Annotated in this window: 12 protein-coding genes and 1 tRNA gene; 12 read left to right on the forward strand and 1 reads right to left on the reverse strand. The window is 49.8% G+C overall.

Annotated features, from left to right (window positions below; genetic code table 11):
* Positions 1-42 precede the first annotated feature (42 nt).
* A tRNA-Gly gene (locus P2H89_RS26320) sits at positions 43-115 on the forward strand.
* Positions 116-231: 116 nt separating this feature from the next.
* On the opposite strand, the gene P2H89_RS26325 is transcribed toward P2H89_RS26320, so the two are convergent.
* Complete coding sequence (locus tag P2H89_RS26325) at positions 232-3,366, reverse strand: efflux RND transporter permease subunit (RefSeq protein WP_275832702.1); 3,135 nt, start codon at positions 3,364-3,366, stop codon at positions 232-234.
* A 206-nt stretch (positions 3,367-3,572) separates the two neighbouring features.
* On the opposite strand from P2H89_RS26325, the gene P2H89_RS26330 reads away from it, so the two are divergent.
* The 11 genes from P2H89_RS26330 to P2H89_RS26380 all read left to right on the forward strand — a co-directional run bounded on the left by P2H89_RS26330 (position 3,573) and on the right by P2H89_RS26380 (position 24,835).
* Positions 3,573-3,812, forward strand: a complete 240-nt coding sequence (locus P2H89_RS26330; RefSeq protein WP_275832704.1) for an HTH domain-containing protein — start codon at positions 3,573-3,575, stop codon at positions 3,810-3,812.
* Between the two features lie 124 nt (positions 3,813-3,936).
* Entirely contained in the window at positions 3,937-4,188 is a 252-nt protein-coding gene (locus P2H89_RS26335; protein ID WP_275832706.1) for a hypothetical protein, read from the forward strand.
* A gap of 68 nt (positions 4,189-4,256) precedes the next feature.
* Positions 4,257-5,459: a 6-bladed beta-propeller gene (locus P2H89_RS26340; RefSeq protein ID WP_275832708.1), complete on the forward strand. Its 1,203-nt coding sequence runs from the start codon at positions 4,257-4,259 to the stop codon at positions 5,457-5,459.
* 69 nt (positions 5,460-5,528) lie between these two features.
* Positions 5,529-5,966, forward strand: coding sequence for a DUF1573 domain-containing protein (locus P2H89_RS26345; protein ID WP_275832710.1), 438 nt, complete (start codon positions 5,529-5,531; stop codon positions 5,964-5,966).
* Positions 5,967-6,076: 110 nt separating this feature from the next.
* Complete coding sequence (locus tag P2H89_RS26350; protein WP_275832712.1) at positions 6,077-7,228, forward strand: efflux RND transporter periplasmic adaptor subunit; 1,152 nt, start codon at positions 6,077-6,079, stop codon at positions 7,226-7,228.
* 34 nt (positions 7,229-7,262) lie between these two features.
* On the forward strand, positions 7,263-10,322 hold the full coding sequence (locus tag P2H89_RS26355; RefSeq protein ID WP_275832715.1) for an efflux RND transporter permease subunit: 3,060 nt from the start codon (positions 7,263-7,265) through the stop codon (positions 10,320-10,322).
* Positions 10,319-11,782: a TolC family protein gene (locus tag P2H89_RS26360; RefSeq protein WP_275832717.1), complete on the forward strand. Its 1,464-nt coding sequence runs from the start codon at positions 10,319-10,321 to the stop codon at positions 11,780-11,782. Before P2H89_RS26355 ends, P2H89_RS26360 begins: the two co-directional genes overlap by 4 nt.
* Positions 11,783-12,145: 363 nt before the next feature.
* Positions 12,146-18,088: a CARDB domain-containing protein gene (locus tag P2H89_RS26365; protein WP_275832719.1), complete on the forward strand. Its 5,943-nt coding sequence runs from the start codon at positions 12,146-12,148 to the stop codon at positions 18,086-18,088.
* A complete protein-coding gene (locus P2H89_RS26370) occupies positions 18,088-19,146 on the forward strand; it encodes a hypothetical protein (protein WP_275832721.1) in 1,059 nt (352 codons plus the stop codon). Before P2H89_RS26365 ends, P2H89_RS26370 begins: the two co-directional genes overlap by 1 nt.
* A 21-nt stretch (positions 19,147-19,167) precedes the next feature.
* Entirely contained in the window at positions 19,168-23,772 is a 4,605-nt protein-coding gene (locus P2H89_RS26375; protein WP_275832723.1) for a MopE-related protein, read from the forward strand.
* A 277-nt stretch (positions 23,773-24,049) separates the two neighbouring features.
* Positions 24,050-24,835 carry a YwqG family protein gene (locus P2H89_RS26380; protein ID WP_275832725.1) on the forward strand — a complete coding sequence of 262 codons (786 nt, stop codon included), beginning with the start codon at positions 24,050-24,052 and terminating at the stop codon, positions 24,833-24,835.
* Positions 24,836-24,902: the final 67 nt, after the last annotated feature.

A 24,902-nucleotide genomic window follows, 5' to 3' on the forward strand; every position in this document is an offset into this window, starting at 1 on the left:
AATCGGGCAATTCTTATATTATTCCTTAACTTTAAGAGGCAAGCGGAAATAGCTCATTTGGTAGAGCGATAGCTTCCCAAGCTATAGGTGGCGGGTTCGAGCCCCGTTTTCCGCTCAAAGGCTCTCAGGCCTTAGGTGGTCCCGACGGTTGTCGGGAAGCCCCGTTGTTCGTTCAAAAGATCCCCAAACTATAGGTGGTCCCGAAAGTTGTCGGGAAGCCCCGTTTCCCGCTCATTTTTTCCAAAGTAACACCGGCAACAAAAAGAAGATGGCAAATAATGCCGTTGCCAATCCTCCGAGGGTGCCCACGGCCAATGAAAACCAGAATACTTCCTGCTGGCCTTCCAGCACAAAAGGTATCAAGCCGCAGCAGGTCGATATGGTGGTTAGTAATATTGTCTTTGCCCGATAGGCGATCGCTTTCTTCAACGTACTATTCCGGTTCTCTACAGGTTCCTTTTTTTTCAAGTTGTTGAAATCATTGATCAAAAATATGGCTGCATTGGCCACCAGTCCGCCCAGCATGATAAAGGCTGCATACCCACCCTGATCGAAATAAAAGCTCCCCCCGTAAAATGTCAGGAATAGTCCCATAAAAGAAACAGGGATCATGCAAATGATCGCCAATGGCTGCCGGAGGTTTTCGAAAAGGATGGAGCCCAGCATGAATATAGCCAGTATGAGGATGCCGATCAACCCGTATTTGCGCACGCCTTTTTCCCAGGCATCATTGCCTCCCTGGTGTATGGCGCTATAGCCAACCGGCATTTCCAGATTCATTTTTTTTAGGATGCCGGTCAATACTTCGTTGCCCGTTTGTGGTGTGCCGAGGAATTCAAAACTTAACAGCCTGATGTATTGGCGATTTTCCCGATGCAGGCTATTGGTAGTAGCGCGGATCTCCAGGTTACCTGATTCTGCAATTCTTGTTTTTCGATTGCTATCCAGTTGGAGCGTATTTTGTAACAGGTCGTATTGGGAATACCTGCCGGCAATTTTTTCTTTCAGCACCAACGGATACAACTGGTTGTTCATAGCGACCTGTGTAGTGGCTTTGAACTGATTGGTACGGTAAGCAACGCTGTTGAGCACCTGTTGCGGGTTGGTTTGGTGTAACGCGAGTTGCTTTGCATCGAGTTGCAGCAGGTATTCACGCCCGGGCTTTTCATCAAATTCGAGATTGGTGTTGGTGTTTACCTGTTGTATACGTTTATGGGTGAGTAATTTTTGGGCAAGTATGTCTGACTGCCTTTCGAGTTCATCGTAATTGTACCCCTTCATCAATACACGAAAGGTGGGGATCTCATCTCCGCTTTCATTGGTAAACCCGAGTCCAACGCCATATATATTCCAATCAACAGCGCCCCATTCCAGCGATTTGGCCACCAAGGCTGATTTTAACAGATAAGGGGTAGAACTGTATTGTTTCTCTTCCGTAAAGGATATGTCGATGCTTCCGCGCTGGCCATTGTAGACGGTTGTTACAAATTTGTCGATGCCGGGGACTTGTGCAAGGTAGCTTTCGACTTCGGCCAATATTCCGTTGAGTTGATGGACCGTATTGCCATATGGCATTTCAGCTGTTACATGCAGCATAACCCTTTCGGGATTGCGATAGCCGCTTCGTTCGTTAACATTGTCCAGGAATAGCCGGAGTGATCCACCCGCCCATTTTTCAAGTGGTCTTTTGTATTTATCCCGGTACGTTTCGCTGCCGAAGCTGTTATTGTACCAGCGATGATACCAGGCATTGCCTTCCCATGTTGACGGAAGCAGGTATACGGGAAGCCCGAAGCCGATCAATAGCAGCAGCAGGAAGGTTTTTCTGTACCGGGCGAGGCCGGCAAGGATCTGTTCATAATATCGCTGGCAACGGGCTAACCAAGGGGTTTGACCAACAGGTTGCCTGGTGGCCGGTGCAACGGGCACTGACCCGTTCAACAGCCTATACATACCAGGGGTGAACCACAGGGCGGTGATCAACGAGGCCAGCAAGGCCAGCATGATGATGGCCGCAAAGTCGACCAGGTTCTGCTGATCTTCTTCCGGCAGTAAGAAGATCAGGCTCAGCGCAGCTATTGTGGTGAAGGTAGCACCGAGCAGCGCCGGATAGATCTTCCGGTTGCGCCACCGGTGATAGTGGTCGATCATTACGATCGCATTGTCGATCATCAAACCAAATGATATGGCGATACCGGCGATGGTATACAAGTGTATGTTGAGGCGGAAGGCCCAGGCCAGGAGTATGGTGAGCAAGAGTGTTACGAGGAGGCCCGACAGCAAGGTTACCAGGTACTTCCAGTTGCGATAGGCCACTATGATGAATATGACGAGTATCAGCGCTGAAAGTCCGGTACGTTGATAGTTCTTAGTCATTTCACGTTCCAGGAATTCTGTATCGTCGTATTCGAGCAGGGTGGTGAAGTCCAGTGGCAATTGTTGTTTGGTCCCATCCATCAGTTGCTTTACCTTTTTGGCGATCAGTATCTTATTCTCTCCTTCGTTGGCGTAGATACTTAATGTCACCGAGTTATTTCCATTGATCCTGAAATAACTATCGGCCTCCTGTTCTTCCTGGTATATTTCGGCGATGTCGCGGATGCGCAGCGGAACGGTGCCCGCGACCGGCAGCTGTATGTCGCCGATCATCGGGATGGATACTTCGGGTGAAGCTATCTGTAAAAAGTATTGACCTCCGTTGGCAGTTGCCAATTGCCCCGGGTATGCTTCTGCCATGTACGATTGGAGGGTGGTCATAATGCGAGCAGGATCCAGCTGCCAGGCCTGGCATTTGGCTGCATCGAACCTGACGGACAGTTGAAGACCCGGTACGCCCGACAACCTGGTTTCCCGAATTCCCTGGTACCCGGCAAATGCATCCCGGAAGTGTTTCCCGGCCACTTCCCTGATTCGGTAAGGCTGCAAAGGGGCGTTGATCGAATAGACCAGCAATGGTTCAGGAGCCCTGGTTGTATTGCTGTTGGCACTGATCAACGGATAAGATGCACCGGGAGGTAGTTGCGGATAAACCTGCCTGAGCATGGCTGCTAACTCTAACCGCTTGAACTGCATATCGGTTGATGGATGAAATTCCAACTGTATGTAGCCAGCATCATACCTCGAAACAGAATTGATCTTTTTCAAATTGCTTAACTGTGCACAGACGCCTTCAATTTTGGAGGTAACCTGTTGTTCAAGTATTTCTGGGTTGCTGGCAGGCAACGAGAAACTCACCGTTAATGTGGTTGACCGGTGCGATGGCAGCAGGTCAACCTTCAGTGAGGGCAATACCAGCAAGCTGCAGGCAATGACTGCAATAAAAATCAACACAATCCGGAATGGTGTGATGATAGAACTATGCTTCATGCTAGTTGCGGGACATGGTTTTGACAGTCAATTAAATAATGGGATCAATGGAGGTGCGTATCAAACAAATTTAACGGTAACAGTATTAAATAGCTGTTTGTAATATAAAAATAGTTTTTGTTTTGTTGCCTTCACGTTGTTATATTTATTGTAGATAGCAGCTACTCCGGGTTTCTAATTCCCATTAACCTTATTCATCAACGCAGATGCCAAAACAGTACCTTGATCGCCTGCAAACCCTCGACAGGCTTATACGCATTAAAGGCACGGGAACTCCTAAACAACTGGCTGACCGGCTTGATATTTCTGAGAGGACATTGTACAGGCTTATCGATACCATGCGTTCATTGGGCGCACCCATAGCATACTCCGAGTCCAGGCAGTCCTACTATTATATAGAAGAGGGCACTTTCACTTTTAATTTTCAGCGTTATACCACAGCTTAAAAAAGATAAACGATGTATCGTACTGCCAGTACGTGGCAGTATGACTTTGTAAACTTGTCTTAATATTTCCCATACCGGTTAGGAAATAGAAACAATTTTGATTCATTTCTTAAATCATTTAACCATGAATGCTTCCAAGAGGTCAGGTAAGAAAATGATCATGGCGCTGGCAATTGCCGCTATGACCATGGGTATCATCAGTACATTTTCCACAGAAGCCAAAGCTGTTGTTGAGCCACCCAAGGGTAACTGGGTAGAAACAAATTGTGTTTGTCCTGGAGGTAAAATTGTTGGTAATTCCAATAATTGCAATCCCGGCACTGCCAATTGCAACGACAATGACTGCAGTCATACTTCCTGTGGAGGTGTTTCATAATCTTCAAAGTATAATGAAAGGTTGGGGGATCATATTACCCCGACCTTTCCTGTAAACCCAATATGTATATGGTCGTTAATCTTTTACGCAAGGCTTTTAAAGGCATTGCCTTGTTTGCGTTGCCGGTAATTATTCTGTTCGGATGCGCCAGCGGTGACAAGAAGAATAATGTTTTGGTGATCGACGAGGCGATTACGCCGCTTCCTTTGTTCGAGAAAGATAAATATGATTCGCTGGTATCGCCCGGCAAAATTATTAAGGCGGCAATCCCGCTCAAATTTCAGTTGTCAGGAATTGGCAATAGCATTGTCGCCGAGGCTGCGAGTATCTTTGTGGCTGATCATAAATATTATGTATGGGATAAAAAGTTTTCGGGTCTTAAGGTATTTGATGAGAACGGTAACTATCTCTTCCAGGTTGGAAAAGTGGGGAAGGGGCCGGGAGAGTATATCAAGATCTTTGATGTTAAGTTTGTCGATTCTTCCAGGATCATCCTGCTGTGCGATGCTGTCAATTTGCTGTACTTCGATCTGGCTGGAAACTACCTGAAAACCACCAGCCTCGGTATGTTTGCCTACACGTTTTCGATCACCCCGACAGGAGATTTCCTGTTTTACATCAACAATAATTTTTCGGAGAAAAGCAAGCAGTTCAATGTGGTGCTTACGGATTCAACGATCAAGGTGCTGGACCGGTTCTTTGAAAGTGAGATGAAGGATGATCCTGCTTCCTTCGATTATACCGGTTTCCTGAATAATGATATCGGTAATTCGCTGTACGCCATTCCTTTTGATGATAAGGTCTTTGCTTTTAATGGCGGAGCTTTCCGGGTTCAATACAAATTTAACCTTGGTGCCAATAAGCTGGCAGAGTCGATCATTAATAATAATGTACGTTCGAGAGCGGCTGAGCGCAGAAAGGCAGATTATATTGGTAGTGAATTTTTCGAAGGGCAGCATTACCTGTTCTTTTCTTACAAGGAGGATGACAGGATTTTGTACGGTATCCTGGACAAGCAAAAAAATACGCTCAATACTGCCCTGAACATAGAAAGAACCGATGACTATTTGTCGCGCTTGTTCTATGTTCCCCTTGGCCGTGTTGGTGATACGTTGCTGGTAGGTGTGCAACCGGAAAAGATCATTTATCTGAGAGACACGCACAAGGATTATCTTGAAATGATCAAAGTGTCTAACAAGCCTTTATATGATATGATCCAGTCCTTTCACGCAACCGACAATATGGTGCTCCTGAAATGCGTGCTGAAATAAAGAAACCAGTCTGCAGATGCTTTCAGGTGTTTGCGGGGAAGGTATTATTGATCCGTTAATTGTTTAATCATGCGTTTATTCAACCTGTCCGTATTGCTGGCAGCGGGTATTGTTTGCGCTTTGGTCACGGGGTTTGGCGGCTGTGCCTCCCGGCAAGCCAAACCTGTTGTACAGAAGCCTACCAGGGTAGAGGTGGACTCGACCGTGAAAAATCTTGGTGATATTGAACAACATAGTAATTCGGTTGCTGTGTTTCGCGTCAGGAACGTGGGCGACGTTCCGCTTGTACTTTCTTCGGTAAAGCCAGATTGCCATTGTACCGGCGCCCAATGGGATACTGCCGCCGTTATGCCGAATGCGTATACCGAAATCAGGGTCACCTATGATTCGGAAGCGCTGGGCTTTTTTCAACAGTCTGTTGACATTGAATTGAATACCGCCGAGCAACATCTGGTTTGTCTTATCCGGGGGAAGGTGGTTGCCGGCAACCGTCCCCACGGCCTATGAGGCGGGTGGGGCAGAACTTTCGGTTATAGGGTGCATTTGCCGTTATGCGTTCGTTTTTTGGTTATTAATAGTTTATCTTTATCCGTAGCAACAGTACAATAACCGAAACTATGAGAAAGTTCCCAATCCGGGTGCTTGCCTGCCTTTTGAGCGGTGCCTGGTTCTGTATATGCGCTCTCTCCTGCGATTCCGCAGCCACTCCTGCAGGCCATGCCGACAATCAAAACTTTACCGGAATCCGTGTTAGCAAAACCACTTCATCGGTTACGACCGTCGTGGCAGAGGTTCGTCTTTTTCAGTACCTGATCCAATCAAACGGGAAAATAAGATCCTTTAAAGAGCAGCTCGTATTTGCTGAAAATGCCGGGCGGGTAACCGTTTGTCATGCCAGTACCGGCGCCCGGTTCGGATCGGGCAGTTTGATCGTTCAAGTCGACACGGCTGCGATCCGGCAAAAGGTAGAAAGGGTGAAGCTGGCGCAGTTCAATGCGTTGCGCGAGTATGAAAGTCAGTTGCTGGGTTATGAAACACTCCTGAAGGACAAGAGTAAAGAACAGGCGGCTGATATCCGGAAGAAGTTGCGGATCAGTACGGGGCTTGCCATTGCTGAGCAGGAGCTGCTGGAGTTGAAAACCGAGATGGAGAAAACGATGATCAGAGCTCCCTTTAGCGGCATCCTGGCGGATGTGAAGGTACAAGCCGGTGAGCTGTTGAAGCCGGGGCAGGAGCTATTCCGGATATACGATCCCCAGCACCTGCTGCTGGAAGTAAAAGTATTGGAATCGGATATACCGTTGATCAGGAAGGGGACGCCGGCCGAATTGTCGCCTGTTTCAGATGCGGAACAGGTTTTCGGCGCCACTGTGGCTGAGATCAATCCTTACGTCGATGAACATGGCCTTGTTACTATAAAACTTGCCGTAGGCGCCAGGCGCGATCAACCGGGGGCCGGCCGAATGACGGAGCGGATGTTATTTCCCGGAATGAACTGCATGGCTGTGATCCGGGTGCCGGCCGCCAGGTCTTTGCTGGTGCCAAAAGATGCCGTGGTTATGCGGAGCGGGAGGGCAGTCGTGTTTACCGTTGAACAACAGAAAGCGCATTGGCACTATGTAGTTACCGGCAGAGAGAATGGTCAGGAGATCGAGATCAAAGAGGGATTGAAGCCCGGTGTTCAGGTTATCACTTCTAATAATCTGCAGCTGGCCCACGAAGCCCCGGTAGAGGTGGTGAAATCAGCAGATACGCTATTAAAGGAATAAACGATATCTTTCAACAACCCACTTCATCAGCCGAATGGTTCGCTACCTGATCCAACGCCCCATCGCAGTGCTCATGATCTTTGCTGCCTTGCTGATAGCGGGGCTCGTAGTGATCGGCAAAATACCGGTTTCCCTGTTGCCCAATGTCGATGTTCCCCGGGTGATGGTGCGGGTACATTATCCCAATGTATCAGCATCGGTGATGGAGGAGCGTGTTGTGAGGCCCTTGCGTGAAAGCCTGATGAACATCAACAACCTGAAGTCGATCGATAGCCGTTCCGGCAATCACGCAGGCCTTGTGTACCTGACGTTTGAATATGGTACGCGAATGAACCTTGCGTTCATTGAAGTGAATGAGCAAATTGACAGGATCACGGCTTCGTTGCCGCGTGATATGCAGCGGCCGCAGGTAGCACGGATCAATACCGCCGATATTCCAGTGATCCGGCTACAGGTAATTCCGAAGGCAGGTACCTCTATCGGTGAGGTAACTTCCCTGACGGAGAAGGTTTTGAAAAAGCGTTTGGAACAATTAAACGGCGTTTCGCTGGTAGACATCAACGGCGTACGGAAGGATATCATTGGCGTGATTCCCGATGGTGCGAAACTGTCGGCGGTGCAACTTACCGAGCAGGATATTTCTGAGGCCATCCGGAATGCCAACCGTGAGTTGGGTGGTTTGAGCGTGACGGCCGGGCAGTATCGATATTTTGTGAAACTGGCCAATAGGCTCGAGGATGTTCATACGATCGGCCAGTTGCCGATCACCCTGAAGGATGGCACCGTTATCAGACTCAACCAGGTGGCCCGCCTGGAGCAAACGTCGGAAATACCCACGGGCTATCATTTTTACAATGGAAAGGAAGGGCTCGTTGTTACGATACAAAAACAGCCGGATAGCCGGATGAATGAATTGGTGCCGCTGGTAAAGGAGGCGGTGGAGCTGTTTAAACGGGAGTATCCACAGGTTCAATTCGAGCTTACGCAGGACCAAACCTTTTTATTGGATGCCGGGATAGGCAACCTGGAGCAGGACCTGTTGTATGGCGGCATTCTCACTATTCTATTGTTGTTCCTCTTTCTGGGTAATTGGGCTTCTCCCTCCCTGATGAGCATCAGTATCCCTCTTTCGCTGATCATCACGTTCATCTTCTTCTACCTGTTTGGCATCTCTTTCAACATCATTTCCTTATCGGGGCTGGCCCTTGGTATTGGCATGCTGATCGACAACTCCATTGTCGTTATCGATAGCATCACGCGCAAGCGGGTTGCCGGCAAAGGGATGCTCGAAAGCAGTGTGGAAGGAACCAATGAGGTCATTGCTCCGGTGATCAGCCAGGTGCTGACCACTATAGCGGTGTACGCGCCCCTGATCCTGCTGAGCGGAATGGCAGGAGCGCTGGTATTTGATCAGGCCATTGGTTTGACGATCTCTCTGTCTGTATCGTTGCTTGTTGCCTTTATTCTGGCGCCGCTTCTGTATAAGTTGTTGTTGAAGACACCGCCGGATCGATTGAAGAAGGATACCGCTTTATACGCGTTTGTGGCAAAGGGATATCATGCCATGATCCATCACATTCTACAACGCAAGCTGCTGTATTTCCTGCTCACGATCTTCCTGATGCCTATCGGCATTTGGCTGGCGACAAAGGTTCCCATTACCGGGTTGCCTAAACTTGAAAAAAGAGAAAGCCTGGTCATGATCGATTGGAATGAAGCGATCGACGCCCGGGAAAACCTGCAGCGTATCCGGCACTTGTATGGAACTATTCAGCCTTTTTGCCAGGTGGCCGAAGCCGAGGTTGGTATCAAGCAATTCCTGTTGCAGGCGGGCGGGAGCAATATTCAGCAAGCTGAGTTATATTTTGCCTGCAATGACGAAGCGACCAAAATGAGGACCGATAAACTGGTTGCCAGCTGGCTACAGGAAAAGCACCCCCTGGCTGCGCTGCAGATCATTGACGCACCCAATGCTTTTACACAACTGTTCAACTCGACGGCTCCCTATTTTGAGGCCCGTTTTAAGCCATCTGGTAACCAGCCAGCAGGCAATGAATATGCGGACTTCGATCATCTACTTGCACAATTGCCGAAGCCGTACGAAGCGGGAGCGGGCCTGCTCGACGAGCCGAATGTTTCGGTGGTGCTTGACTATAACAAGCTGTCGCTATACGATGTTGACCGGAGCGTTATTGAAGAAGCTCTTCAACAACAGTTTGGTGTTTATACCGTATCTGACATCAGACGGTTTGGAGATAACCGGTCGATCCAGTTACAATCGGCCTATCAGGCTGTTGAGGCCAAGCTGGGTATCCTGGTTGTAAGCCGGCAGGGTGTTTCTTATCCACTGAACAACTTCGTTACCCTCCATAAAGGTGTGCATGCTAAATTCATTACTGCTGATAAGTCGGGCCCCTATCGCTCAGTTGCCTATACGAAGGATAAACAGGATATTCCTGCACTACAACAGCAGATTGCTACGCTCGCCACGCAACATAGTTTGAATGTTGAATTTACAGGTCAGTATTTCGATGACCGCCAGCAGGTAAAACAGCTTTGGATGATCTTCCTGATCGTGTTGTTCCTGCTTTATTTTATCCTGGCTGTTCAATATGAAGACCTGGTGCAACCCATCATCGTCATGCTTACGATCCCTTTGGGTATTACAGGCGGTATGTTCCTGTTGTGGGTGACAGGAGGTACGCTGGATGTGATGGCTGTTATCGGTTTTATTGTGATCCTGGGCCTCATTGTGGATGATCCCATCTTAAAGATTGAAACGTTGAACCGCCTCGAAAAGCGATATGCTCAACAGGGCCTTCCATTCAATGAAAAATTGCTGGAGCGAATGATCCATGAAGCGGGCGATATTTGTTTGAAGCCATTGCTGATGGTTTCGCTGACGACCAGTATTGCGCTGGTGCCTGTATTGTTTGTGGGCGGTATCGGCAATGATCTGCAAAAACCTTTGGCGATCGTCATTATTGGCGGCCTTACGATCGGCACCTTTTTTACGACCTGGTTTATTCCGCTTGCCTATTGGCAGGTGGCCAAATGGAGGAACCGGAAAAACCGCCAACAACCTTTGCTATGAAGAAGATTTTATGGATACTTGCCTGCTGGACGGTTTGGGTAACGATTGCCCACGCGCAGCAACCTTCGGGCCTCACGTTATCGGATATCATTCACCAGGCCCAGTCGCTGTCGACCCGCTTCAGGCTTGCGCAAACGCAAAAGGAGATCAGCCATTACCAGTTTCTCACTTATAAAAGTGACCTTAACCCGCAGATATCGTTGTATGGCAATGCGCCGGTATACAATAAAGAGTATTATGCGGTTCGGCAACCCGATGGTACCATCAAGTTTCAATCCATCAACCAACTGAACAACAATATCGGTTTCAGTTTGAGCCAGCAGGTTCCGCTAACCGGTGGTGTTCTGTCGCTGAATACCGACCTCACCCGTTTTGATGATTTCAGGAGTAAAACAAAACAATACAGTGGCACGCCGGTCTTTCTACAGCTTTCGCAACCCCTGTTTGCTTTCAATGAATTGAAATGGCGAAAAAAGATAGAGCCGCTGAAGCTGGAAGAATCGAAAAAAGTGTATTCGCAGGAGATGGAAAATATTGCGCGGGATGCGACGCGCCTGTATTTCGATGTACTGGATGCGCAGAATGATATGCAGATCGCCGAGGTGAACCTGACTAATAGCCGGCGTAATTATGAAACCGAACAAAAAAGGATCGATCTGGGTACCACGACGGAAGATAAGTTGTTGCAGCTGGAACTGCAGATGCTACGCAGCAGTCAGGACCTGGAAAAAGCCCGGTACAACTACCAGGTGGCTCAGCTGGCACTCAAATCCTTCGTTGGGATCAAAGGCAATGATGAGTTGTTGCTTGTTGCCCCGGAGGAGATCCCTTACCTGCGTATTTCGATCACGGATGCCTTTGACTGGGCAAAAAAGAACAGGCCCGAATTCATTGCCTTTAAGCGGAAGATGGAGGAGGCGCAGCGGGATGTGGCCCAGGCAAGAGCGGCCAAACAGCAGGTAAACCTGTTGGCCAGCTACGGGCTTAACAATGCCGGCAATACGATCGGCAACGTGTACCAAAACCCCAATAACCAGCAACGGTTTATCGTTGGGTTCAACATACCTATTGTTGACTGGGGGCGCAGAAAAGCCCGGTACAATACTGCAAAGGCCATCGAAAAACTGACGGAAACCACCAATGAGATGGATGAGTCGACCATCTACCAGGAGATCACCACGCTGGTAAAGAATGTGGACCTGCTGAAGGCGAATATTGGCCTTGCCCGCAAAACAGATTCTGTTGCTCACCGGCGTTACCTGATCGCCAATAATCTTTTTCAGATCGGAAAGTTATCTGTTACCGATCTTAATCTTGCCCAATCGGAAAAGGATAATGCCCGCCGCGATTACATCGACGCCCTCCGGTCGTATTGGGACGTTTACTATGCCATCCGGCGTGTGACCTTGTACGACTTCGAGAAGAACAAGGGTCTGTTGGCGGCGGATGAACCGCGGTGACATAGCGATTATCATGGTTGCTTTCTGACAAACGGGTTTACTCAATTCATCGTAAATTTTAACAATTGGTCGGATAGGCTCTTTTCCGGCTTCACGCACCATGTACTTTTGCGACAGTAGACACAGGTAAATGGAATTTCCTCTGCGGACTTACCTCCTTTTTGATTAGTGCAATCCTATTGCCTGTTGCTGCTCCATGCAACCCTCGCATGCCGACTGCCCGGCAGTCTCCGATCCAATTATCGCTAAGCATTTACCTATGCAGGTACTACCTGCATACAGACTTTTTTTGCCCATTGCACCATGCATGGCCCCGCGCCGCTTGCGTTGGGAAGCCGCATGGGCATGCATCAATCTGTTTTCATGTTGTCAATCATTTTTACGATGAATACTTCTTTACGGGTTGCTCTATTTAGCCTTCTGTTTATCCTGGCAAGCGCCGGCATGGCCGATGCTCAAACCGTAAAACGGGTTCCCGACCTCAGGCCGGGCACGGTTTCGTGGAACGGGTTTCTCCGCGACAGCAAGATCAGGGCGCACAGTAAGGTGAGCGCATCTGGTGCTACTGCTGTTGATGCAAAGTCGCTGCGTGCTACTGATGGTCAGGTACGTGCTCCACGCGTTACTACGGCTACTGCACGTGGTTCGCAATCGACGGCGGCTCAGGCCCTGGCTGCATCCGCCTGCTTTGTGCCAATAGATGGTACCTTCTCCGCCCTGCCGAGAGACAACGACGGCAGCTCGGAACTGATCTCCCTTCCTTTTTCTTTCAACCTGTACGGTACCGAATACAATTCTGTTTACATCAATACCAACGGCTCCCTGTCGTTCCTGGAGCCTATGGAAGACAACTATTCTTTTCCGCTTCCCTACTTCGCGCCCATGATCGCTCCCTTCTGGTCTGACATCGATACCCGCAACCCGGCCAGCGGACAGATCTATTATAAAGTAACGCCCACCCATCTTATCGTTACCTGGGATCGCGTTGGGTATGCCGATGAAATGGCCGACCTCGTCAATACGTTCCAGGTCATCATTGGTGTGCCAGGCGACGAACTACTGGGACCAGGCATCAACCTGAAAATGAATTATGGCGATATGCAATGGGCTACGGCCTATGAGAACAGTCTATTTCCCGCCCTCGTTGGTATTAACGGAGACTTTCTGCAACATTACCAGCAGATCGGACTGTTTGATAAAGTAGATGCCAGCTATGATGGGCCGTCGGGCGAGAACGATGGTGTGCAATACCTCGCCAATAAATGTTTTGCGTACGATGTAAGAACGCTGAGTAATCTGCCCCCTCAATTCACTTTCAACAATCCCACCCGTCTTATTGAACTGAATGTGGGAGAAACGATAGAATTAGAACCTTTCTTTACTTCTCCCGAACCGGGCCAAACGGTGACCACGCAGGTACGGATCGATGAAGAAGAGATCTGCAAGTTTACTTATTCGGTGACCAATGGCGCTACTTCCAAAGTGAAGATGAAACTGGTGGGGGATCTTTGCAACGCCGGTGTACACATCGTGTACCTGGTTGCTACCGATGATGGCAATCCCCAGCAATGCACTACAGTTGCCCTGGTCTTTTGGGTGAAGGCAGACGTGCCGGTGATCGATTTCCCCACACCGGTAGATGATGATGGCGATGGTCGTTATCCACTCAAAGCAACCGCCAACGGCGGCCAGCCTATCGTTTATGAGCTGGTGGCTGGTCAGGGGCATATCGAGGGCGATACGCTGATCGCTACCGGTGTAGGTCCAATTGTCGTTAGGGCCTGGGTGGAAAGTGAAGGACAATTTCCGGATGTTTTCAAAGATGCGTTGGTGTGTGTGGCGGCTAAAAGTCCGGGCTCTATTCAGGGAGACAACAATGCCTGTCTTGGTTTCACCGCAACCTATCGGGTTGAGCCAGTAGCAGGAGCTATTTATAACTGGACTGTAGAGGGTGGCACCCTTCAGTTCACCGATAACGAAGCTACCGTAACCTGGAAGTCGGTGGGTAAACACCTGCTGTCTGTTTCCTATGCTACGGGATGCGGTGAGGCTGGACCTGTCAGCACCCTGGAGGTGAACGTGATCTCCAATCCGCTCAATGGATCGATTACCAAAATGCTGCCGTCGGATGGTAATAACAAAGTCAGTTTTCCGCTTACCTTCTCCTGGTTCCCGGTAGAGAAGGCGAGCTCATATGATATTTATGTGTGGCCCGCTACCGGCACACAACCTGAAGATCCGCTCTTCACCGGCATCACCAGCATTAATTTCACGGTTTACTCGCACAACAAACTGGAGTATGGTAAAACCTACAAATGGCGCCTGGTAGCGCGCGGCGATTGCTCTATGCTGGAAAGCCCCGTGCAAACGTTTCAGCTGCGTTACCTGCCCGATCTCGTAGTACGCAATATACAGGTGCCGCCAACGGGATGGTCGGGCCAGGAGATGACGGTGAGTTGGCAGGTGAACAACACCGGTGAGGGGGCAACGCTCGATCAGGTGTGGTTCGATAAAGTATATCTATCCCTCGACCAGGTGCTCGACGACCAGGACATCAGCGTGGCCAGTAAACAGACCCCGGTAGCGCTGAACAATGGCGGCAGCTATACCAATTCTGCCACTTTTAATGTGCCCAATGGTCTCAATAACCGGTATTACGTTATTGTAGAAACGAACGAATATGAAAACGTTCCGGAAAAAGATCTTACGAATAATACAGGTGTAGGGCTTGCTGCTGCTACCATCCAACTTACGCCGCCGCCCGATTTGCAGGTGAGCAAGGTAGTGCCTCCCAATAATGCTTTTTCGGGACAAAAGGTGGAAGTGAGCTGGACCGTCGTCAATGCAGGCAATGGTATTGCTACCGGCGCCGGATGGCACGACCTGGTTTGGCTGTCGAGAGAACCCGTGTTGAATACCGCAACAGCTATCAAGCTCGGTTCGGGCTATCATGGCGAGGCGTTGAAGGCGGTCGAGTCCTATACCGGTTATGCCGCTGTGACATTGCCCGACACCATTACCGGCACCTGGTATGTACATGTGGTGGCCGATTGGGTGAATGTGGTCTATGAACATGCCAATGATAATAATAATATAGGTACCAGCGACCCAATCAACATCGTACTTACGCCGCCGGCAGACCTTACCGTAAATAGTGTAACGGTGCCTGCTACCGCTGGTGCAGGTGATAAGATCACGGTGAGCTGGCAGGTTGAAAATGGCGGCGGTTCGGGTACTTTCAATAAGTACTGGCGCGATGATGTATTCCTTTCGCCTACGCCAACGTATCAGGCGGCTACTGCTGTGCCATTGGGTACAGCGGCTAGTAAATCGAATCTGGGCGCCGGCCAATCGTACCGTACGGAGCGCTCGTATAAGCTGCCAGCCAAATTGACCGGCAACTATTACCTCATCGTGAAAACCGATGCGCTGAAAGATGTTTTTGAACAGGCTTTTGAAAATAACAATGAAGGTCATTCCCCACAGGCGATGCCAATCACTGCGCCCGACCTGTTGGTGAATAAGATCGTATCGTCTGCTACGGCGGTATCCGGTGAACACATGAATATTGAGTGGCAAGTAAAGAATAGTGGCGATGGCCTGCTGCTTGCAACTCAACTCAATGATCGAATTTATGTATCCGGTTCCGCTGAGTGGAACCTGCAACAGGCGATCCTCGTGAAGGATACTTCGTACCTCGTTACTCACATCCCATCGGGTGGCGATACCCTGCAACATACCACGATCGTAATGCCCAATGGCTTAAAAGGCAATTACTATATATACGTGCAAACCGATGTGAAGGATACGGCTTTTGAAAGTAAGGAGAACAATAATATTCTGCGCAGCACAGCGCCTGTGGCTATTGCTGCCGGCACCTGGGCCGATCTGCAGGTAACTGATGTACAGGTAAGCGATTCAGCTTCAGCCGCTGAGTTTACCAACATCAGCTACACCGTCATCAACAAAGGCAACAAAGCCACCAACGATAGTACGTGGACAGACAGGATCTACCTGTCGCAGAAGTCAAGCTGGGATCCCGCTGCCAGCTTGTTTGTACGGGAGCTTACACAAACCAGGAATATTGCCAAAGAGGGCAGTTACCAGGTGCAAATACCTGTGCCCGTGCCGGGTAATATCGGCGGCGCCGGCTATTATGTGTATGTATTTACCAATGCCGGCAAACAAGTGTATGAGCAAGGCGACACGGCCAACAATACCGGTCGCAGCAAATCCATGTATATCAGGAAATATCCTCCTGTAGATATCATAGTTACCAGTGTATCGGCTCCTGCTGCCGGCAAATCGGGCAACCCGATTTCGCTGAAATGGTCTGTCAGGAACAATGGCCAGGCAATAACATTGATCAACCAATGGCAGGATGCCGTGTACCTGTCGGCCGATACGGTTTTCGATAAAAATGATACGCTGGTAAAATCCTCTACCCACCGTGGGGCCTTACCCGCCGGTACGGGTTATACCGACGAGCAAACGGTCGTACTGCCCAATGGTATTTCGGGGAAGCAATACCTCTTGCTGGTGAGCGATCCGCAGCATTTGCTGTATGACGCCGATACGGCGAACAATGTGGGTAAAGTGCGCCCGCAGGATGGGGGCAACAATGATCCGATTGCCATCGGCATCGAGTTGACGCCGGCTGCCGACCTGGTGGTGACGAGCTTCACTTCGCCTGATGAAGGTTATGCGGGCCAGCCGGTTAAATTAAAGTGGGTGGTCAAGAACAGGGGAGCAGGTGCTACCAATGCGATTGCCTGGACCGATAAGGTCTACCTCTCTAAAGATCTTAGCTGGAATGCGGGCGATATCCTGTTAAGTACTTATGTGCACAAGGGCATTCTGGCAGCAGGTGGTGTTTATGAAGATAGCGTGGAGGCCTTCCTGCCGGCGGATGACCTGGGTAATCATGTGCTGATCTACCGTTCGGATGTCAATGACCAGGTGTATGAACACCAAGCCGAAGAAAACAGCGCAACGACGATGATTACGGTAGTGCGCGATGAACTGTCGGACCTTGTGATCACCGATATTGAATTGCCCGACACGGCGATGGCTGGTGGTGAAGCTACCATTCGCTGGAAGCTGAAGAACGTGGGTATTAACCCTGCCCGTGGCTATCTGCAGCAAAGCCTGTACCTCTCTACCGACACCACCAAAGATGTTTCGGATGTGTTGGCTGTTACTGCTCCGGTGAAAGTGCTGCTGGCGCCGAACAACTTTATACAACAATCACAAAAGATAAGACTACAGGGTGTTTCCCTGCGTGAATATTATGCCCTCGTGCATGCCGACGTATTGAACAATATTGCCGAGGTGAATGATGATAACAACATTACTGCTTCTGCCCATGCTATGCGGGTTTCAGTAGAAGAGATGCCACTGGAAGTGGAAAAGACTGCGAGCCTGCGCAACAACCAGGCGGTCTACTACCGGATGGAGATTCCCGATTCGCTGGTGGGTGAGTCTGTGCTGGTTTCGCTGAAAGGCGATTCGCTGAAGGGCAATAACGATCTCTTTATCCGGTATGGCGATGTGCCCGACAGGGCTGCGCATGACTTCTCGGCCGAAAAGCCTTTCCAGGGCAGCCAGGAGATCATCATCCCCGCTTTGCAGGCCGGTACTTACTACCTGATGGTGAGTGGCCGCATGGGGGCTCTTGATGTACAATCGATCAGCCTACTGGCTTCTGTTTTACATTTTGAGATCAGGTCGGTAGAAGCTGCCGAAGGGGGCAATACCGGGCAGGCTACGATCCTCGTCAAGGGTTCTAAAATGGATGTTGTTAAGGAACTGCGACTGCGTAATGGCGGTAGTGTGATCGTTGCCGACAAGATAGACCATATCGATCCTACCAGTCTCTATGCGCGGGTTGATCTCGATAGCGCTGCACTGGGAGCCTATGATGTGGTGGTTGAAAATGAAGCCGGCGATACGGCAGTCAGTGTGCAGGGCTTCAAGGTGGTGCCCGGTACGGCTGCTCAGATAACCACGAATGTGATCGCGCCGCCGAATACAAGGCCCACGAATGTATTGAGCATCCGGGTGGAGTTTTCCAATAATGGCAATACCGATATCGTGAATCCCGTGGTAAAGCTTACCAGCCTGGGTGGGGCGCCTATTGCCCTGAAACCTGGTGAGCTGGGCAAGGCGGGCGCGACGTTGACTTTGCCATTAGAGGAGGCTGGTGGTCCGGCCGGCAGGCTGAGGCCTGGTGCGAAGGGTACGATCATCGTGTATGCGAAGGCGACAACGGTACTGGGCTTTATGTTAATGGACAATGAGCAATAATGAGATCTATTCAATTATATAAAAGCAGGCGGCGTCTTCATTTGGGCGAAATGCTGTTGGTGTTCTGCTGGGTATTCCTGTTGAATGCCCGGTTGGGGATGGCACAGGAGCCGCCGGTGAAAGGATTTGAGGTCATCGCCCGCCAGCCTTTTGCGGCGTGGCAGCAGGATAATGCCTTGTCTGCTGCGGTGACCAATATCATAGTGCGGAAGGTTGTAGAAGGTGGCAGGTTTCTTTATGGGATTACCAGCAATGGCAAGGAGGTGGCTATTCCGGCGCTGAGCTCGATTACCGTTCCGTTGCAATCCAACAATATTTGGGTATACGGCGATTCTGCTTACCGTCATTCCGCGGCAGATATCTATGCAGCTGTTTATGACAGATCGGGCGTGCTGATGCAGTCTTTGGGCTGGTTAGGCGCCAACCCCTATTCGGTGGCTGTGAGCGAAGCGGGAGCATTTGTTTTTGCCGGTAATACGGTGAAGGCGGATGTGCCGGTATACGAGGTGGTGCTGTTTGATGAGAAGGGCAGCAAACGCTGGTCGGCCCGCTTGCCCAATGCTGCGCCTACGGAGGTGTATGTTTCGGCTGATCACCAATATGTGGGAGTAACGCTTTTTTCTGCCGCGGACATGAAGATGAAGACGCTTGTATTAAACGGAAACGGGCGATTGATGCATACGATACCCGTTAGCCTGGATGGGCTGGCTTTCGTGCCGGGAGATAAAATGGTCGTGTGCAACGGCAAAACCTGGTCGCTGTATGATATGCGTGCAGGGTTTACCCGGGTGTTTTCGGGTGTACTGCCTGGCTCACCTGTTGGACAGTATCCCGTTATCAGCGACCAATCGGGGCAGCGGTTCTATATATTTTCTCAAGGTGCTGCGGATGGGCAGTTGAGTGTGCAGGCCTACGATATTGCCAGCGGTGTTTTGCAGGCGCGCAGCACCTTCAGTGGTCAGGGGCACCGGCTGCCTTACCGGCAACTGGAGTTTATGCCGGATGGAACCTTACAGGTTCGTACAGATACTGAAGTTCTATCATTAAAGATGAAATAACGTTCTATAATTTTTGCATTTATGAAACATCGTTTACGCCTTCGGAAATTCCTTTTGCTTTTGTGTACAGCAATAGCAATGATCTGTGCAGACGTACAGGCGCAGGTGAAAATATATGCGGTAGTTCCGAAGATTGGCGAGGGCAGGATGTCCGTATTGTGGACCAATTCGCCTGGTGCTACGGTATCGGAAGCGCGCAGAATGGAAGAGGGCGGCCCCTGGACTCCCTGGTATACCCAGGGTGGCTTTGACCAGTTTGAGGATATCAACCTCGATGAAAGTAAGAAGTACTACTACCAGGTAAGGGAAATGATCAATGGTGTGTGGGCCGATACTTCCGAGATCAGGGGTAATGGTTTCCAACGCATATGGCCGGTACTGAAACCTGGCAGTACTACAGAAGAATATGTAAGTGTGCTACATGGTTTTGGTCAGCCGTTGGTTGCTCTTGGTACTTCCGGGTATTTTCATGAAGGTGTTGATATGAACGGCTCTACAAAAGTGGATAACGAATATGTACGTGCCCCGGCTGGTGGTATTGTTAATTCAATATCAGGTGCTGGCGACAATCTTGGGATTGGCATTACCGTATTCATCAATGGGCAAATGTTCGAAATTGAGCTCAATCACTTGCTTTACGTGGATGCGAAGGTGAAAGTAAAGGAATCTGTGGAACAAGGGCAGATAATTGGAAAGATCTACAGTGGAGGAACCTGGGCTACGCTTTCGAACCATACCCATTTCGGCTACTGGCCTTATGGCACTGACAAAAAGGTGAGTGCGCTGAACCCCTTTACCTTTTTTACGCAACCGGCGCATCAGGATCCGCAATTTCATGCTCCCATGTTAAAGGATGTGAATAAAGATGGTAAGGATGTGAAATACCGAAAAACCCCCGATTCTGAGCTTTACTATGAGGAAAATGAAGTACACAATGCGGTGGATTTTGAAGTGGAAGTGGTGGACCACCAGTCGATCGATGAGCCTTTTGCGAACCCCGGCGGCGTTGGTTATTTTGTAGAGCGGGAAGTGAAGGGACGTTGGATCCCGGCTGTAAAGACGCGTACGAATCCCTATATGGTTTTTGATTCGAAGACCTTTTATAAATCGAGTGGCGCCAACAACAATACCGCTTTTGTAGAGAAGATCGTAACGTTTACGGATGAGACGAAATCCGTATACCCCACCACGCCATTGGGCTATAGCTGGTCTCAATGGTTTACCTATACAGTATCGAATACAAAGGGCGAAAAGGGGGGCATGGAGGAAATAGACGACAAGCAGTGTTTTGCTACAGATGCCCGCAAGACGGTGAATACTCCTAATGGTTATGCCTCCAACTACGAAACGGCCAGGATCATCGATGAAGCGAAGTTCCCCGATGGGAAGTATAGGGTTGGTGTAACGATGAAAGATCTGCTGACTAAGGTGAACGACCATCGCAATTTTCAGGTCGATAATTTTCGTCCCTATGCCAAGATCGTCGAGATAGAAGGTGGCGCCCTGAAATACAAGGCCACCTGGAACTGGGATATGAATGGTAACCGGCTGTCACTCGTTGAGGAAAACAATAAGAAAAAGGCCTGCGGCGTCATCAAGATCAAGATCACGATGAGTGAACCGATGAAAGATGTGAGCGTTGATGTGCCTTCAATCGGTTATAAGAAGAACTCTACTACTGCAGTAGCAGGATCGGACAATACTGTTTTTGAATTTGAGATACCTGCCGAGCTGACGAAGGATGGCCCGGAAGGTCCGCATAAGCTGGAGATAGACGGCCATGATATGAATGATAACGGCCTGCAGGGCTTTGGGGATAAAGGCGCCAAAACAGGCGAAATGATGGACAAGCGTATCCTCGATGGCTCCTGGAAGCCGGGGGGCGTTACGAAAAAAGACAATATCCACGAGTTTAAGCTGGTGGACCTTGAAATAGAGGTAGAGACTACGCCTGCCAGTGCTTGCGGAAAGAAGAATGGAACAGCCACTATTCACGTAACGAGTGAGGATGGTCCGTTCGAATACAGTGTTGATGGCTCGAAATACCAGGCTTCCAATACCTTCAAGAACCTCGGTGGCGGTACGCACCAGGCCGTGGTGCGCAAGAAGGATACTGAATGCGAGTACTTCAAAGACTTTGAGATCAAGGATGATGGATTGAAGGTGGAGATAGCCGGTCTTGGTACCGTGCAGTTCTGCGAAGATGAACGTCCGTCCATTACTTTGTCGGCCATGGCTACCGGTGGCTCGGGCGACTATGCTTACAGCTGGCCGGGTGGTGTAAGAACGGTGAGCTCTTCTGGTTACTATACCGTAACGGTGACCGATAGGAAGTATGGCTGTAAGAAGACTGTTGGGGGACAGGTTACCTTTATTCCTATCGTGTGTTCCCGCGACCCCAATGATATTGTTGGCCCGGAAGGCTATGGGCCGGGCAAGATGATCGCGAAATCGAAGAACCATGCTTACATGGTACGTTTCGAGAACGATCCTGAATTTGCCTCGGCGCCTGCGCAGGTGGTGAAGATCAACCATCCCATCGATAGCAACGCCAACCTTTTCTCTTTACGCCTGGGCGACTTTGGCTTCGCGGGCATGACCTTCCCGGTACCTGCCGATAAAACTTTCTATACTACCCGGTTGAACGTGATGGACTCGTTGGGTGTGGTAGTGGATGTTACTGCCGGTATCGATGTCAACAAACGGGAAGTATTCTGGGTATTTGAATCGAAAGATCCGGCTACCGGTTTGCCTCCGGCGAATGCCCTGCTGGGCTTTCTGCCGATCAATGATTCGGCAGGCAGGGGGGAAGGATTCGTTACCTATACTATCAAAGCGGCGAATCACACTCAAACGGGTGATAGCCTCCGCGCCAAAGCGAGCATCGTATTTGATGTGAATGGGGCTATTGAAACGCCTGCTATTTATAATACGATCGATGCGCTGCCGCCGGTCAGCAAAGTGAAAGCATTGCCGGCCATCTCCACTACTCCCGAGTTCCGGGTAAGCTGGAATGGGGCCGATGATGCGGGTGGATCCGGTATACGCGATTATGTTTTGTATGTGTCGGAAAATGGGGGCGCTTATAAAGCGGTGCAGCCTGCTGCACCCGATACAGCACTTACTTATACGGGCGTGGTGGGTAATACCTATCGTTTCTTCGTGCTTGCTGCCGATAACACCGGTAATGTGGAGTCGATGAAAACGGTAGCAGAAGCTACTACCAAAGTGGGCAATGATTGTAAGGAAGAAGTATGTAATGGGGTGGATGATGACTGCGATGGCCAGGTGGATGAAGGCTTTATCATCACGTATTACAGAGATGCTGATGGAGATGGATATGGATCACCCACTGATACCAAGCAGGGTACCACCTGTCTGATCCCTGCGGGATATGTGATTAACAAAACCGATTGCGACGATACCAACGGCGTTATTCATCCGGGCGCTGCAGAGATCTGCGGCAACCAAAAAGATGATGATTGTGATGGTCTCATCGATGAGGGTTGTGGTATGCAGCGCTACTATATCGATGCCGACCTGGATGGTTATGGCCGTGATGGCGGCTCGATCCTCTCGCCAGTGCCCATCTGGGGCCGCGTGCTGGTAGGTGGCGACTGTATGGATTGGGAGCCTTCTGTGTATCCCGGTGCGCCAGAGGTTGCCGATGGCCGCGATAACAACTGTAATGGACAGATCGACGAAGGATTGCCCTTGACGCGCTATTATATCGATGCTGACAAAGACGGCTTTGGCCGTGATGGCGGTTCGAAGTTGTCGGCCATACCGATACCGGGCATGGTACTGGTAGGGGGTGATTGTGTTGATTGGGATGCTGCTGTGTACCCAGGTGCTCCAGAACTGGCCGACGGTAAGGACAATAACTGCAATGGGCAGATCGATGAAGGGTTACCCTTGACTCGTTACTATATCGATGCCGATAAAGATGGCTTTGGCCGAGACGGTGGTTCTAAGTTGTCGGCCATTCCGATCCCGGGTATGGTGCTGGTGGCAGGCGACTGCGTCGATTGGGATGCTGCCGTGTACCCTGGTGCTCCGGAACTGGCCGATGGGCGCGATAACAACTGTGATGGGGTGATAGATGATGGTTTGCCCAAGCAGTGGTATTACCAGGACGTGGATAAAGATGGCTTCGGCCGCGATAAGGGCGCCATCTACTCGGCCGTACCATTGCCAGGTTATGTAACGAGAGGCGACGATTGTCACGATTATGACGCCACCATTTATCCGGGTGCGCCTGAGCTCAAAGACGGTAAGGACAATAACTGTAATGGACAGGTAGATGAGTCGCCGGTCATTACCGCCCCTGCTAATTCCAGCGATGGTACCGGAAATGCACAGGAGGAAACCGCAACGGGCGATCTTGTGGTAGTAGTAGCACCGGTGCCCAGTTACCATGACTTCGCGATACATCTCAAACAAGGGGATGCCAGAGAAAAGATATTGATCCGCGTGTACGACCAGGTGGGCCGTTTGGTGGAAACGAAAGATAATTTGTATGTAGGCGGCCGCCTTCAACTGGGAGCCCAATATGCCAAAGGATATTATACGCTCGAAGCTGTGCAGGGCAAAACGAGGAAACTGATCAATTTGATCAAGCTATAATATCCTGAAAGACTGTTCGATTTACCATTCATGTCTACGCTTTGCCCCCGTTTCTACGGGGGCAATCTTTTTAAGGTGGTTCTTCGATCACTGGATCTGGCGTTTCAGACATATCATCGGCTGTTCGAACCCTTTGTAAATAAAGTTGAACAACAGGGATGCGGCCTACGCGTTTTTACTGGCTAAAAACTTCTATACGTTGATACCAACAATTAATCCCAGCTCGCCTTTAGCAAAGGCCAGAGAATACCTTACAACAGTAACGTTGACCCCTGCAATGATCGATTTTGGAAAGTACAATGAGCAAAGCTCACCGTGGGGAATGATCCGTGGATGGTATTATGATGGAGAGGCCTCCAGACCGTTCCATCAGTTGGATAATAAGGTGCTCAGCCGAAGCTTGCATTGTTACATTACCGTCGATGAAACGGAGGCCGACTCAGAAGAAGAGATTCCGCTGGGTGCTTCCAAGACCAAGGGGCTACCACACCTTCCTGCCTCGATAGAATGGCCAGACAATACCCTGTTCCTGGCTCAGTTTAACCTGGCCGACCTGAAGCCTCATGACATTCAGCAACAGTTGCCGGCTGAAGGCATATTGTATTTTTTCTTCAGTCCCAATGACAGCGAATGCGAGGTGTTCTTTTACGAAGGACCAACCGATCAGCTGGAGAGGCGCGAATACCCGGAAGAAGGTTTCCCTGACATGGAGCATTATTTTGAAGATTATGCAGAGACCAGGAATGCGGTGAACTTTCATCGTGGCGCTAAGATTGCCATACATGAATTTCCGCCCTTGATACCTGCGGAAATGAAGGCCGACCTTGAAAAGATCCTGGGTTGTGAGCTTTCTAAAAATGGTTACGGTGATGATATGTTCGGTCAACCAAGTTACTGGCAGGGTGAGAATGAACTGTTCGACGACGAACAGCACGATGAGGAAGGCGATATTATGTTGTTTCAGTATGAATTTGGCGAAGGGAATGTACATTTCTGGATTTCCCGTGAAGAGCTGGCCAATCGGGATTTCAGTAAGGTTTATTTAGACTATTCGGGAACTTAGGTAGAACTCATCCCAAGTATAAAAAGGGCGCCCAGGGGGAGTGCCCCCAAAAGTTTAACTTTTTGGG

Origin of the sequence: Paraflavitalea sp. CAU 1676, from assembly GCF_029223285.1 — a bacterium.
In the GTDB taxonomy this organism is placed as follows: domain Bacteria; phylum Bacteroidota; class Bacteroidia; order Chitinophagales; family Chitinophagaceae; genus Paraflavitalea.